The 13,554-nt window shown below is 62.1% G+C and carries 14 protein-coding genes and 2 pseudogenes; 10 read left to right on the top strand and 6 right to left on the bottom strand.

Annotated elements, in window-relative coordinates:
* Window positions 1-148: 148 nt before the first annotated feature.
* The 4 genes and pseudogenes from IEV99_RS10585 to IEV99_RS23735 all read left to right on the top strand — a co-directional run bounded on the left by IEV99_RS10585 (window position 149) and on the right by IEV99_RS23735 (window position 3,631).
* A complete protein-coding gene (locus IEV99_RS10585) occupies window positions 149-409 on the top strand; it encodes a hypothetical protein (RefSeq protein ID WP_188517772.1) in 261 nt (86 codons plus the stop codon).
* A 141-nt stretch (window positions 410-550) separates the two neighbouring features.
* Window positions 551-2,212, top strand: a complete 1,662-nt coding sequence (locus tag IEV99_RS10580) for a recombinase family protein (RefSeq protein WP_188517771.1) — start codon at window positions 551-553, stop codon at window positions 2,210-2,212.
* A 159-nt stretch (window positions 2,213-2,371) separates the two neighbouring features.
* Window positions 2,372-2,953 (top strand): annotated as a pseudogene (locus IEV99_RS23965) (integrase arm-type DNA-binding domain-containing protein); the annotation flags it as partial.
* A 123-nt stretch (window positions 2,954-3,076) separates the two neighbouring features.
* Window positions 3,077-3,631: a tyrosine-type recombinase/integrase gene (locus IEV99_RS23735; protein ID WP_244643951.1), complete on the top strand. Its 555-nt coding sequence runs from the start codon at window positions 3,077-3,079 to the stop codon at window positions 3,629-3,631.
* 10 nt (window positions 3,632-3,641) lie between these two features.
* Here IEV99_RS23735 and IEV99_RS24020 read toward each other — a convergent pair.
* Both IEV99_RS24020 and IEV99_RS10570 read right to left on the bottom strand, forming a co-directional pair.
* Window positions 3,642-3,848 (bottom strand): annotated as a pseudogene (locus IEV99_RS24020) (site-specific integrase); the annotation flags it as partial.
* Between the two features lie 130 nt (window positions 3,849-3,978).
* Window positions 3,979-4,908, bottom strand: coding sequence for an alpha/beta fold hydrolase (locus IEV99_RS10570; RefSeq protein ID WP_244643802.1), 930 nt, complete (start codon window positions 4,906-4,908; stop codon window positions 3,979-3,981).
* Window positions 4,909-5,013: 105 nt separating this feature from the next.
* On the opposite strand from IEV99_RS10570, the gene IEV99_RS10565 reads away from it, so the two are divergent.
* The 3 genes from IEV99_RS10565 (at window position 5,014) to IEV99_RS10555 (ending at window position 7,669) form a co-directional block, all read left to right on the top strand.
* Complete coding sequence (locus IEV99_RS10565; protein ID WP_188517769.1) at window positions 5,014-5,934, top strand: LysR family transcriptional regulator; 921 nt, start codon at window positions 5,014-5,016, stop codon at window positions 5,932-5,934.
* Between the two features lie 752 nt (window positions 5,935-6,686).
* On the top strand, window positions 6,687-7,349 hold the full coding sequence (locus tag IEV99_RS10560; RefSeq protein ID WP_188519610.1) for an SOS response-associated peptidase: 663 nt from the start codon (window positions 6,687-6,689) through the stop codon (window positions 7,347-7,349).
* Window positions 7,350-7,519: 170 nt separating this feature from the next.
* Window positions 7,520-7,669 (top strand): MucR family transcriptional regulator, encoded by a 150-nt coding sequence (locus IEV99_RS10555; RefSeq protein WP_371875785.1) that lies wholly within the window; start codon window positions 7,520-7,522, stop codon window positions 7,667-7,669.
* A 156-nt stretch (window positions 7,670-7,825) separates the two neighbouring features.
* Here the strand turns inward: IEV99_RS10555 and IEV99_RS10550 are convergent, their stop codons facing one another.
* Together IEV99_RS10550 and IEV99_RS10545 are read right to left on the bottom strand one after the other, a co-directional pair.
* Window positions 7,826-8,245 carry a DUF1236 domain-containing protein gene (locus tag IEV99_RS10550; protein ID WP_188517768.1) on the bottom strand — a complete coding sequence of 140 codons (420 nt, stop codon included), beginning with the start codon at window positions 8,243-8,245 and terminating at the stop codon, window positions 7,826-7,828.
* A gap of 111 nt (window positions 8,246-8,356) precedes the next feature.
* Window positions 8,357-8,587, bottom strand: coding sequence for a hypothetical protein (locus IEV99_RS10545; RefSeq protein ID WP_188517767.1), 231 nt, complete (start codon window positions 8,585-8,587; stop codon window positions 8,357-8,359).
* Window positions 8,588-8,928: 341 nt separating this feature from the next.
* On the opposite strand from IEV99_RS10545, the gene IEV99_RS10540 reads away from it, so the two are divergent.
* The 3 genes from IEV99_RS10540 to IEV99_RS10530 all read left to right on the top strand — a co-directional run bounded on the left by IEV99_RS10540 (window position 8,929) and on the right by IEV99_RS10530 (window position 10,639).
* Entirely contained in the window at window positions 8,929-9,270 is a 342-nt protein-coding gene (locus IEV99_RS10540; protein WP_188517766.1) for a hypothetical protein, read from the top strand.
* Window positions 9,271-9,875: 605 nt separating this feature from the next.
* Window positions 9,876-10,082 carry a hypothetical protein gene (locus IEV99_RS10535; RefSeq protein WP_188517765.1) on the top strand — a complete coding sequence of 69 codons (207 nt, stop codon included), beginning with the start codon at window positions 9,876-9,878 and terminating at the stop codon, window positions 10,080-10,082.
* A 263-nt stretch (window positions 10,083-10,345) separates the two neighbouring features.
* Window positions 10,346-10,639, top strand: a complete 294-nt coding sequence (locus IEV99_RS10530) for a hypothetical protein (RefSeq protein ID WP_188517764.1) — start codon at window positions 10,346-10,348, stop codon at window positions 10,637-10,639.
* A gap of 744 nt (window positions 10,640-11,383) precedes the next feature.
* Here the strand turns inward: IEV99_RS10530 and IEV99_RS10525 are convergent.
* Entirely contained in the window at window positions 11,384-12,190 is an 807-nt protein-coding gene (locus IEV99_RS10525) for an adenylyl-sulfate kinase (protein WP_244643800.1), read from the bottom strand.
* 56 nt (window positions 12,191-12,246) lie between these two features.
* Window positions 12,247-13,536, bottom strand: coding sequence for an HlyD family type I secretion periplasmic adaptor subunit (locus IEV99_RS10520; protein ID WP_244643950.1), 1,290 nt, complete (start codon window positions 13,534-13,536; stop codon window positions 12,247-12,249).
* Window positions 13,537-13,554: the final 18 nt, after the last annotated feature.

Below are 13,554 nucleotides of genomic sequence, written 5' to 3'. Positions count from 1 at the left end.
TTCTTCTTCGAAGAAACACTTACGAAAGCGAGGAGCCTGTTGTCGTGGCTGATCATGTCGGAAACTTCACGGCGCATGACGAGCTGCGAATTAGGCCTTCTGAGATAGCAAGGTACCTTCGCTCGACCTCGACAACAAAGGGTAAGCCATGAGCGACATGTACCGGATCCGGCGTTCTGGCAACGTCAACCTCTCAAACAACACCAATCTGGCGGGAGGCAGCTTGGCCAATCTAGAAGACGTCGGGAGCGTCGAAGGGCACGGAAACCTGAACGCTGGTTCCGGCACGCCGGCGCCGCCGACAAAGCGCGCGTGGTGGCGCGAAATCAAAATTCAGGTTGTAGCTGGAATTATTGTTGCTGCCTTGCTCGGAATTTTCGGTCTGGCCATATCCCGCCTTGGTTGGTGAGAGCCAAAATGCCTGAACCTGCTGCTGCCAGAACCGGGCGGTCTGTTAAAGGCTCAATCAGGTTTGGGATCTGGCAATCCGGACTGGAGCGTCATCTCCCATCGGCAGTAGCGCACGATGAGTCGTCACTGGGACTTCCAAATGCGCGCAGCGATATACGCCCGCTATTCGTCAGACAATCAAAGCGAAAGGTCGATCGCCGACCAGATCAGCTTGTGCCGAGCCTTCATCGACGACCGCGGCTGGACGGTTTCATCCGCGTATTCGGATCGAGCGCAGAGCGGCTCGAGCCGTTTCCGGCCTGAGTATCAGCGGCTCCTCGCAGATGTTCGCAGCGGCATCGTTGACATCGTGGTCGCCGAGGCTCTGGATCGCCTGTCACGCGACCAGGAAGACGTGGCCGCGCTGTTCAAGGCCCTGACGTTTGCGAGCGTGAAGTTGTTCACGGTCGCGGAGGGCGAGATCAGCGAGTTGCATGTCGGCCTCAAGGGCACGATGAACGCGCTCTTCCTGAAGGATCTTGCAGCCAAGACCCATCGCGGGCTGCGGGGGCGCGTCGAGCAGAAGCGTTCGGCCGGTGGCAGATGCTTCGGCTACCAGGTCGTGAAGGAGAGCGACGCCCGGGGCGAGCCTATTCGCGGGGGCCGAGTCATCGACGCAGCCGAAGCGGACGTGGTCGTCCGCATCTTCGAGAAGTTTGCCCATGGCGCCTCGCCCAGAGCGATCGCGCGGAGCCTGAATGAAGCAGGCGTAGCAGGTCCAAATGGCGGCCCTTGGCTCGACACGACAATCCGAGGGCACGCTGCACGGGGAACCGGCATTCTGCGCAACGAACTCTATGCCGGGAGGCTGGTCTGGAACCGCCAGAAGTTCGTGAAGGACCCCGCGACGGGTAAGCGGATCTCTCGGCCAAACCCGCCCAGCCAGTGGATTGTCGAGCCCGTACCCGAGCTCCGCATCGTGCCCGATGAACTCTGGCAGGCCATCGCCCAGCGCCTCACCGACATCACGGCCTCGGACGCGAGCCAAGCCGTTCGGGAAAGCCGGTTCTGGGAGAAGCGCCGCCCGAGGCACATCCTAACGGGGCTCGTCACCTGCGGCTGCTGCGGCCATGCGCTGGCGGCTGTCGGGCGAGACTACCTGCGCTGCGCCCGGGCGACCCGCCACGGCCTCTGCACCAACAAGGAGAGTGTACGGCGCACCTCCCTCGAGGGAATTGTGATCGAGGCGCTGCAGCACAACCTGATGCGGCCGGAGCTTGTGGCCGAGTTCATCGCTGCTGTGACCGAAGAGCTCAACCGTGGACGCGCCCACGACTCCGCCCAGCGGACGCGCCTGGAGAGGCGCCAGCTTGAGGTAGACAGGCTGCTCGACGGACTAATCACGGCCTTGGCGGAGGGCTTCCGCGCCCCCGGCCTGCAAGCCCGGCTCGACGCGCTGGAAGCCGAGAAGGCTGACATCGCCCGGCAGCTCGCTGCGCCTGCCCCCAATCCTGTGCGGCTCCACCCCAACCTCGCCGAGGTCTACCGGCTGAAGGTGGCGTCCTTGCACGAGGCGCTGCATCGCGAGGAGACGCGAGCCGAAGCGTTCGATATCCTGCGAAGCCTGATCGAGAACGTCGTCATCCACCCGCGCGAGGGCGGCGGAGTTGAGATCGAGCTCATTGGCGAGATCGCCAGCATGGTGGCGGTAGCTACAAACACAAACGCCGCCCCGGGAAGGGCGGCGTTGGATGAGCCGTTGCGGCGTTCGGTAAAGGTGGTTGCGGGGACAGGATTTGAACCTGTGACCTTCAGGTTATGAGTATGAATGTCCGACATTCCGGGCCATTCCCCGAGATAGCCAGATGTTCATAATTCTTTGTCACTCTTAGATTTTCTTGCCTCCGCCGTTCCTCCGCTTAGACTGACCGCGAAAGTGCGGTGCTGACACCGTGCTGCTGTCGCTGTTGCGGAACGAGACATGCCGACCATATCGAAGCGAACTGTCGACATCCTGATTGCATCGGCTCAGCCCGGAAGCTTGAGAGACGACACCTTGAAAGGCTTCGTCGTCCGGCTAAACCGCGACGGATCTTTGACCTACCTCTTCGAGTACCGGGCCGGCCGATCGCGGAACGCACCCTGGCGACGGATGTCGATAGGGCGGCATGGAATGTTCACGCCAACCGTTGCCCGGCAGGCAGCACAGGAACTCCAATCTCGTGTGCGAATGGGAGAGGATCCCGCTCGTGACCGAGCGATCGCTCGGACTATGCCCACGTTGTCCGCCTTCGCAGACGTGTTTCTCAACGACGCGGCCGCAATGGCAAAAGCTCACCCGGAAAAAGCTAAGCTTCGGCCTCGCACAGTGGCCAACTACCGCTCATACTTGCGAGTGCATATCGCGCCCAGCTTGGGAAGTGTCAGGATCGATAACCTGACAGAGCGGGATGTTGGACATTTGCACCAACTAATCGGCAGAACCCGGCCGTCGACTGCTAACAGGGTTGTCGAGTTGATTGGAACGCTTTGGCGTGCAGCGGCTGCCCAATTCAGGCTAACCGGAACAAACCCATGTAGCGGGGTCCGCGCATTCAAAGAGACCAAGCGTGAGCGCTATCTTGGCCTCGATGAAATTGTTCGCTTGGGACAAGCTATAAGTGTCGCAGAGACCACGGGCGTGCCGATGCGCATCGATGCGACCAAGCCCACCAGCAAACATGTCCCAAAATCCGCCCCAACTGTGCGGATCGATCCCTTTGCTGCGGCGGCTCTACGCTTGCTACTTCTGTCAGGCGCTCGCCTTCGTGAAATCCTGCATGCTGAATGGAGCAATATCGACCTGCAGCGTGGTCTTTTTACCGTCTTCGGGAAAACAGGTCGCAAGCACGTTCTGCTGCCTGCTCCCGCCGTGAGGATACTGGAGAAGCTGCCGCGTCACGGCTCATACGTCATCCCCGGTGCGATTGCCGGGCGGCCTCGAGCCGACTTGAACCGGCCGTGGCGGACTGTGGTGCGGTACGCCGGCTTAACTGGCATCCGAATACACGACCTTCGCCATTCGTTTGCTGCTCTCGCTGCAGGAAATGGTGCAAGTCTTCCGATTATCGGAAAGCTGCTAGGGCATAGCCAGTCACAAACAACTTTGCGCTATGCACATCTTGCGGACTCCCCCGTTCGTGATGTTCTAAATCGTGCCGGCCGACAGATAGGCTCGGCGCTGCAGATCCAAACAGATTAGCTCCCGTGACTCGGCTTCGGCTGGGCCAAAGCCAATCTCCGGACCCGGGACGCCGAGCCACAAGACATGCTGCGAGCGCGGCCCTGGTTGATCCAGTTTATTCGAACGGCACGGGACGGCCCGTCTTCTGCTGGATGACGGTCGACCGAGGTCTAACTGCTCCACCGGTCGCCACGTCAGCGGCGCGGAGCCGAACGAGATCGCACCCTCTAAGCTTGATGGTACGCCCCGCGCTCGCCTTCGTGTACTTCGTCGGCCCACACACCTTTTCTCGTAATCGATCGAAGGCGATCGTGAGCCGGCCGGGCCGCTCAGGAAGCGCTGCGCGGCCTTCGCGGCAGCCCGCGTCAGGGGTTTTTGCGCAGGAAGGCGCTGACAAGCGCTACTGTCGCCTTGGGGTTTTCTTCCATAATCCAGTGGCCTGCATCGGGAACAACATCGCCCGTCACCCGGCTGGCCGCGAAAGCCATAACCTGCGCCATCGCGAGACCAAACGACTTCTCGCCGCCGACCGCGAGGACCGGCATGTCAAGCTTGCCTTGAGCAACGAAGGCCTTGTTGTCGACTGCATCCTGATCAAACGCGGCGAACTGAGCGAACCCCGCATGCATCGCGCCGGGGGCGGCATAAAGGGCGGCGTAGTGGGCCCGCGATCCCTCGCTGAAGCGATCTGGATGGGCGGAAAACTCGTTCCAGAACCGGTCGAGATAGATCCGCTCACGCCCGGCTACGAGGCGCTCCATGTCGGGACCCCCGAAGCGGAAATGCCAGAGCAGCGGGTTTTTGAGGATCTCCTCCCAGGGTCCCACCCCGGGCAACGGCGCGTCGATCAGCACGAATCGGCTCACTCGATCGCGATGCTGCGCCGCGTAGGCGTATCCGACCATGTTGCCAATATCGTGCGTGACGAGGTCGATGCGATCCACGCCAAGCTCGCGCAGCACGCCGGCCAGGTCCTCGCCCTGGGTCTTCTTGTCATAGCCGGCCATTGGCTTGGCTGAGCGGCCCATGCCGCGCAGGTCCGGCACAATCACGCGATGGTCGCGCGCAAGATCGGCCGCAAGCTCGCCCCACATGTCGCCGGTCTCGCCATAGCCGTGCAGGAGCACGACGGCAGGTCCCTGCCCTCCTGTCCTGACGTGTAAGGTCGTGCCGTTGGTCGGGATGTCGCCCGTCGTGAAATCCGATGGGAATGGCGCGGGCTGCGCCGCGGCCGGCGAGACCAGGAGAGTGCTGCCCGCAAGGGCGGCCAGTGTCAGCATGATCAGGGCGTGCATGAGGGGCTCCGGGAGCTGGGGGTGACGCTCGACACCAAGCTGCGCCTCCGCCATCGTCTGCGGTAGCCGTCGTGCGGCGATCCTGGCGTTCGGAAAGGCCGAACAGTGCTGAAGCTTGATTGTGTGTCCGCCTTTGTTTGCGTCGCGGAAGCCGGCTCGATCACGGCCGCCGCCCAGCGCCTCGGGCTCGCCAAGTCGGTCGTGAGCGAACGTCTCGCAGAACTGGAGCAGACGCTCGGCGCGCAGCTCGTCCAGCGCACCACCCGTCGATCGACCCTGACCGAGAACGGCCGCATCTTCCTGGCCAGAGCGCGGCGGCTGCTCTCAGATGCGGAGGACGCGGTCGCCGAGCTGGCTCAGCAGGGCAGCGAACTCATTGGCCCGCTGCGCCTGTCTGCCCCGGTAAGTTTCGGTGCCCTGCGCCTTGCCGAGCCGCTGTTCGCGTTCATGCGCCAGCATCCCCGCATCGAACTCTCGCTCGAACTCGACGACCACTTCGTCGACCCCGCGGCCGACGGCTTCGACGCGGTGGTCCGGCACGGGCCTGTGCTCGACAGGCGCCTCATCGCGCACCGGTTGGCGTCAAGCATGCGCCATCTCGTGGCCTCGCCCGACTATCTCGCAGAGGCGGGGCCGGTGGCCTGCCTGGAGGACCTCTCCGTCCACCGGGCGATCCTCTACAGCCGCCGCGGGGCCGACTGGCGCTTTGAGGGACCGGACGGCGCCACCGTAATCAGGCCTCGCACGGCGCTGCGCCTCAACAACGGCCTGATGATGCGCAGCGCCGCCCTCGCAGGGCTCGGTATCGCTCTCCTCCCCAGCTTCATGGTGCACGAGGACCTGACGGCCGGACGACTGGTCGTGATCGACGCCGGCGCTGCCCCGCAGGGCGCCGAGCTGTTTGTCGCGCACCCGCTTGACAGGGCCACCTCCAGCAAGATCAAGGCGCTCGTCACACATTTGCGCGCCGCGTTTGGCAACCCGTCGTTCTGGGAACACACGACGCGGCAACAGCCAAGGGGCTGAAATGCGTTTTGACCGCTCGTTCAGGCAGGCCAGCTCGCGCAGCGCCCAGACCTTAGCTCCTCCCCGGAGGCGGACTTTCAGTTCGCCCGGTTAGCGGGGATTGCGAGGTAACCAGCCGAATACAAAGTCGGCCGGCGCTGGACGACGGTTGTCGAGATGCTGAAACCCAAGCAGGCTTGCGCCACCGTCGTCGCGGAGCCGACCGCGAAGCGGCCGAGCAACGTCGTCACGTTGATTAGTGCCTTAGTGTAGCGTTGAGGCTGAGAAGGCGACGCCTGCCGAGACACAGCCGAAACAGCTAGCCGGGTCCGAGAAGCCGAAAACGTCTAAAAAGGACCAATGCTTTAACGCCGCCCGAGCCGAAGGGAAGATAGTCTAAGAGATCTGATGTCTAAGCTTAGCTTTTGGGCCGCGAGCAGCCACAACCGATCTTTATTGGAGGTTCGTCTGTTCGAGGCTGTGCAACGCTATCCTCAACCGCGCGAGTTTTTCGGATTGAGAAAGCCCCGCCCAGTCTGAACGATCGACCTCCCCGCCACATCGTCGAAGCTGTTCTGAGACTAGGTCAAGCATTTCAGCTGCCGGAAGGTCTTCATCCCAAGCTTCTTTGAGGATCTCACATGGGCTGCGCATTGTCGGCCCTCTCCGACGCGATGCGAGCAGATAACAATCAAGCGGAGCCGGCAAGCTCGGTTGATTGTGGTTGTGCGCTGGGTAGCGCGGAAAGCGCGGCGGCGGCTACATTGCGGGTCATGTGCAATCTCTACAGCATGACCAAGAACCAGGCCGCGATCCTGGAGCTCACTCGGGCGCTGCGCGACAGCACGGGTAACCTACCGAGCTTGCCGGGCATCTTTCCTGACCAGATGGCGCCGGTGGTGCGCAATGCGCCAGACGGTGCGCGCGAGCTCGCTACGCTGCGCTGGGGCATGCCCTGCCCGCCGGCCTATGGCGGCCAGCCCGTGACCAACATCCGGAACACGAAGAGCCCGCACTGGCGCGCCTGGCTGAAGCAGGCCAACCGCTGTTTGGTCCCGTTCACATCCTTCTGCGAGTACGAGGACACAAAGCCGCGAAAGACGCCGACTTGGTTCGCCTTTGATGAGAGCCGGCCGCTGGCGTTCTTTGCAGGGATCTGGACGGGCTGGCATGGCGTGCGGGGCACCAAGGCCAACCCGATCGAGGGGCCGCACGAGCTGTTCGGGTTTCTGACCACGGATGCCAACGCCGAGGTCGGAGCCGTCCACCCGAAGGCCATGCCGGCGATCTTGACCACGTCGGAAGAGTGGGAAGCCTGGCTAACAGCGCCGGCCGAGGAGGCCTTGCGGCTGCAGCGGCCGCTGCTAGACAACACCCTCATGGTTGTCGGCAGAGGTCTGCGGGAAGATCCGGTCCCTCAGGGTCCTAGTGGCTGAATGGTCGAGGAGGGCGGAGGTATATTCTCCGGGTCCGAGTTCCCGTTAGTCTTCGAAATACGCCGAGGAGCTGCAGAGCTATTAGGTACTGTCCGGATCAAAGCAACCGCTTTAGGGAAGGAGTTCTTACGAGAGGAGAAAAAAGAGTAACCCGGCTGAAGCGCCACCTGATGACCAAGTACGGCCTGAGCCCGGCCGACTGCCGCGTCAAGTGGGGGCTGCCGAACGATTACCCGATGGTCGCGCCGAACTTCGCGGCAGCACGGTCGGCGGCGGGCCAAGTCGATGGCGCTCGGGGTCAACCGCCGCCAGGCAGCTGAGCCGGTCACGGCGCCCGCCAAGCGCGGTCGGCCGAAGAAAGCTTCTTAAGCCGTTGCCGAGCACGCCGGTAGATGGTGCCCCAGCTTATCGAATAGCGACCGACAGCTGCTCGGGAATCGAGCGGGGCGAGCCGCACTGTTCGCCCCGCTCGACTGTCAGTTCAGAACTTCGATGATCTTGCGGGTCTTATTATCCACGATCACGGTCCGGTTATTCACTACCGCGTAGTGCCATCCGGTCCGCTGTTTCGTGGTGGTCACGACCGTGTCAGGCACCTCGTAAGTCTCGACAGTCTGGGGAAGAGCGCTCCCGACCGCAACATCCTGATCGTAGACGACCGAGGGACGGCGTTGCTGGACGACGTATTCCTGAACCCTGGGGCGATCGGCGGTGTCGAGTGTGCCACCAACGATTGCGCCGGCAACGCCGCCCACGACCGCGCCAACGGGTCCGCCAACGATCGCACCGCCTACGGCGCCCGTGGTTGCGCCAGCGGCCACACCGCTATTTTGGGCCGAGGCGGGGCCGGGAAGGATAAGGGCGCAGAGCGCTGCTGCCGACAGAATGGCTTTCATAAATTCCTCCCATAAGCACTGATATGCTGGAGGCTGAACTGCCACGTCTCCGGTTGGTTGCGCTCACGGTTTTATTAATCGGTGAACGATGTAAAACTGACGGCCGACAGTTCAGTTAGCGCAACTGATTTCAGAAGCGCCGCGCAGTAGGTCTGATACCGCTTGCAATGCAAAGGATCCGTATGGGCCGACATCGCTGTCTAATGCTGCGGCCGCGGCGCGATCAAAATACTGAAGCGCGTTCACTCGATCCAAGACGCCTTGATCGATAAGCAATCCGACGAGCCTGGCAACCTCTGCGATTTTCCCGCAATCCACCACTGCAGTGGTTTGGATGTTCATCGTCGACCTCTGGCTCACTTCCGATCGGAGAAAGACTACGCCTGAGATGCAAGGGCGCTGCAAGATGCAGGCCCTGTGGATTGCGGGGAACACCAGCGTTGTGGGCCTAATGGCGCCTACGGCGAGCGTGTGCTAACTGGCCGGGGAACAAGCGTTAGGGCCTGTGGCGTTTACTCGCCTAAACGTACCAGCGTGCCGAGTTAAGCTGCTATCAAGGACACGACAGCGTGTTTGGAGCAATCTTATTAATCATTTTTTAAGCTTATAGTTTTCTGAACCGGACCTTGTCGCTAACATTCTGGACCGGTCACTACGGGTGACTTGTCCACCGAGGTAAAGCGATGAACGATGTGAGCACGATAAAGCCCGAGCAAGTGCAGAATGGAGCGTCGATCCAGTCGAGCGCTCGACCGGCACAGTCGGACACAGCAATCCTCGACAGCCTAAGCCGCGTCTTGCTTGGAGATGCGAAGCAGTCGTTCGATTTGCCCAGGGCTCTTCAATCAGAGAGCAAGCGGCTTCAGGCGATCACCAAGATCGTGAACTCGTTTCATAACTACATCGCCACGGTCGCCGGACGACCTGCCGACGAGATGACTGCAAGTGATGTTGCGCGTCTCGGCATGGTGCTCAAGATCGTCGAAGAAATCGAACTCACCGATCGGACGCGCCGACTTTCCTAGCTGCCGCCTAACGTTGGTAGATCGCTGCCCGCACCGAAAAAGTGAAGAATGGCTCGGGAGTTCACGAGCCTCTTCCACCCCTCCTTTGGCAAATCTTACGATCGACTAGTCAAGGCGGGGTTCGACCTAGCGAAGAGTGCGGGCCAAATCTGCGAGAGCGCCAAGCAGAAGTCGGCTGCGCGGATCGCCGGACCAAACTGGCCGCAGACTGAACGGTGCTTGGCGCCGAGAGAACTTTTGCTCCTCGGGTATGAACCGGACTCGCAGCCCTTTCATCCGGCTTAGGGTCGCCAGCCTTGCTCGACGGGGATGTTCCTATTTGCCTGATCAGCGCCACCGGAGCTTGCTCATCCTACTCTTGCTGCTTCGTAGCGGCAGTCTGGCGGGAGATGACTAAGTTCGCGCCCCACAGGCCAGAGGTGAGGCGGCTTCCACCTGCGGCGCTTGATACCGTAAATGCATCTTTCTTTCTGGTGCGGCTAGCTGCATTGGTCGGCATCTAGCAGGGCTGATTTCCACAACCGCTACTGTTCATATTACCACGTCATTGACTCCCGGCCGCCCGCCTGATGTTCTTTTTTTGTTCCAACTCAGAGAGCGACTCGATGTCGACCCCCGCCACGCCGCCCGCAGTGCCGACATATCCCACAGAGGCTGACGTCGACGCGATTATGGCGGAGTTCGGAGGCGACACCCGGGCTGCGATCAAGGCGCTGCTGGAGGACCTAGCGACCTTGGCCGACGATCGCGAGGCAAGTGTCTCGGCCGGCTTCGTTCGCGGCCGCCAAATCCGGATCGTGGGGCGGCCTTGAGGACACGGCGGAGCGCGCTATCGAAAGCAGAGACCGATGAGCTCCTCCGGGCGGTGGAGGAGTGCCGCTCAGCAGCTGTCCGGGCGCTCACGCGCGCTCCGATCGGCTCTGAGGGAGCGAACGCCTGCCGTGAGTTGCTGACCCTTTTGGACAACCTCTCCAGCGTCCTGACAGGCGACCACCGCCGATTTTGGGCCAAGCCACACTACACGACTGAAGGTGGTGGGAGTCGTTCGGTCCGGGACTGAGCAGAGCGGAGAGCGATGGTTAAAAAGACCGAGGAGCGGGCCGACTCGGCGGCGGCCGGCAAGCGCGTGACTTACTACGTCGCGCTGCCATTCACGCGCGACGCGGAAGGCGAGTTGGCCGCCGGCGAGGCCGCCGAGTTCCAGAGCCCGGGCGCCGCAATGCAAGCTGCGAACGCGCTGTCAAAGAAGCACGGAGGGGCTGTAGCGTTCTCCCGATCGGGCGATCCTTCGATCGGCGAGTTCGACGACGCCGTCGTGTTAATCCGAGTTGGCGACGTGCCGGCAGACCTGGAAAGCTTTACCAGCTAGATCGCAGTGGGCGCATACAGCCGCGGCCGGTGCGCTCAAGCGCCAGCCCGCACCTCGCGGATGAAGCCTTCCAGATCTTCCCAGATGCCTTGGACACGATCGGCGTGAATTGCGTGCCTTTCGCCAGGCGCGACGCTCCATCGACCGCGGCGAAGATCTGCTCGTCCGTACACTCCAAGAGTTCGGCCATCTGTTCCACTTGCTGGGACGAGATCTCGGACGCTGGTCCAATCATACGCGTGAGTCTGAGGTTAACTGATGCGGACTTCCTAGACCAATCGGCGAGTTTGCCGACGGGTTAAAGCAGGCGAAAATCAGAATGCAACGACCATCGGTAGATTTTGCACGGACCAACCGGCGCGCAACTGCCGCACCGGTCGTTGGTGCCACGATGCCCGTCGGGTACTAGGAGCCAATTGTGCGGGACGGTCCCGTGGGGTGCCTTGGTTCAAGATGCCTAAGTCACCGAAATGATCGGCTTACCCGACACGATCCGAACGTCTGACCTCTTGCTGCGGAGGGCAAGAACAGTCCCGCCTCAACGCTGGCTAGCGGTAAGTCGTTTGTTGCGCGGCTCGAGCGATCATTTACGAAAATCCGCTGTGGGTCACCAGCAGGCGTCCATTGCAGTCGGTTTTGCGCCACGCGCGAACCCTGCTTGCTCGCCCGGGCGCGACTTACGCCGAAAAGGCGCCGGGTGTCTGGCTTCTCATTCAGGGGATCGTCCGTGTGACGCAGATCTCGCTAAGCGTTGCCCAGAAAGCATTCCAAGGGCGATCTGGTCGCTTCTCGCAACCGAATCTGTGTTGCAGATATCGCTTCCGTAACAGCGTCAAGCTCGAGCCGCTCGATTTGGTAGCCAACGTCTCGTCCATAGAAGATGTGCGAAACGTTCGGTACGGGCATAACGACAAAGCGGCCCTCGTAGGCTCGAAGGCCGTGTTCGATGCGAGCGCGAATGTATTCGAAATCGTGCGGGTCTTTGATCGAGGTCCCGTGGGTGGCCCGAACGGCGATGCAAACCTGGCCCACGCGTCGCAGACCTTCCTCGATCAGCCGGCGATGACCCTCATGGAACGGCTGATATCGCCCCACGAAAAGCGCGGTCGGTTTCTGCGGGTCAAAAACGGGCCTCAGCATGCGGACTATCACCTCTGCCCAGTGCTCGGGGGTTCCGTCGGCGGAGACGCGCACGTGATGGGGATGCGGTGCCTCAAACAACTGGTTTGTATCCGCGTAGCGGCTCTTCGAAATGCGATCCAGCCACACGATCGTTGCGTCTCCGCCCACCTGGAACGCCTCGCGAGCTCCGGCCGTCGGGCACACGAAATCCGCGATGGCGTAGCCGCCGGCCTTAACAACCTGATCGCAGAGCCAGCCCATCCGCCGCGCCTGCTCGATCCTGTCGCCGACCGAAAAGCCAAGGTCCTTGTTGATCTCCTGGCGCACCGCGTCGGCGTTGAAGTGAACCGCGTTGAGCCTTGGTGCCAGCGCGTTCGCCAGCGTCGTCTTGCCCGATCCGGGCAAGCCCATGAGAAGGATCTTCCTCACCGTATCGCTCCCCTATTCTCAATGCGTCGCGGCGATCGCCGTCGGTAGTTCATGATTCAGCGCTCACGCATGGCGCGCGCCATCTGGTCCGAAAAGGGCTTGATGAGGTAAGACAGGGCTGACCGCTCGCCCGTGGACAGGAAGACCTCGACCGGCATGCCGGGCACCACCGGCCGGTTTTCGACCGTGCGCAGGTTGTCCTTCAGCGCAATTGTGCTCAGGTAATACGACTGGCCCGTGGCCGGATCCGCGGTTGAGGCCGCTCCGATCGTCGCGACAGCGCCCTGAACTTCTGGCGTCGTGCGCTGGTTGAAGGCGGTGAACCGCATGCGCGCCAGCTGGCCCACGGCGACTTGATCGATGTCCGCCGGCGCGAGCCGCGCCTCGACGACCAGCTCAGTGTCGTCTGGCACGATGGTCATGAGGTTTTCCTTGGGCGAAACCACACCGTTGATGGTGTGGACGCTAAGGTCGTTGACGTAGCCGTTGCAGGGCGCCGTCAGGCTCATGCGCGACAGCTTGTCCCGCGCTGCGATCAGGCGCTCGCTCAACTCGTTGATGCGGCCTTCGAGATCGCGCAGGTCACGCTGCGAGTCGGTCCTGACCTGCTGGTCCAGCTCGATCACCTTGATCCGCGTCTCGCTGATCTGGCTTCTCACGCGCGCGATATTGGCGGAGATCTCGCCCTTTAGCCCCTCAACTTTCACGAGGTCGCGCTCCGTTGCGCGCAGCTTTGCGATCTCGATGAACTTACGCTCGTACAAGGGAGCCAGCCTGGCAAGGTCCTCCTTGACTATAATACGCTCGGATTCATTGGAGGCTTGCTGCGCCGCCATGCCCCGAATCTGCTCTTCTAACTGCTCGATCTGAGCGCTCAGCTGCTCCCGGCGCGCTTCACGAACGGAGCGGTTTTCACGAAACAGGCGGCTTTCGCCGCTCATCACGGCTGCACCGTTGGTGGCGGACGCAAGGCTCACGTCGAACACGACGGCGTCATCGCCGTCGCGCTCCGCAGTGAGGCGAGCCTTGCGGCCGAGCGCCTCGGCGATCTGGGTCTGCAACACGCCGAGTTCGGCGCGGGTCTGCGTTTCGTCAAGGCGGATCAGCACGTCGCCGGAATGCACGTAGTCGCCGTTCTGCACCAGGATCTCGGACACAATGCCGCCGTCCCGATGCTGGATGAGCTTGACCTGCGACCGCACCGCGACCTTGCCCTGCGCAATCACAGCTCCGCCCATGGGCGCGTGGTAGGCCCAGGCTCCAAAGCCGAATGTGAGCGTAAGCGCGGTCACGCCCGCCACCACCACTCTGGAGCGGAGCCCTCCGGGCTCGCCGCTGTGCTTCATTTTTGGAGTGTGACCCAT

It is taken from the genome of Alsobacter metallidurans (assembly GCF_014636935.1).
Lineage (GTDB): Bacteria > Pseudomonadota > Alphaproteobacteria > Rhizobiales > Beijerinckiaceae > Alsobacter > Alsobacter metallidurans.
This window is presented reverse-complemented; position numbering and strand designations above follow the sequence as displayed.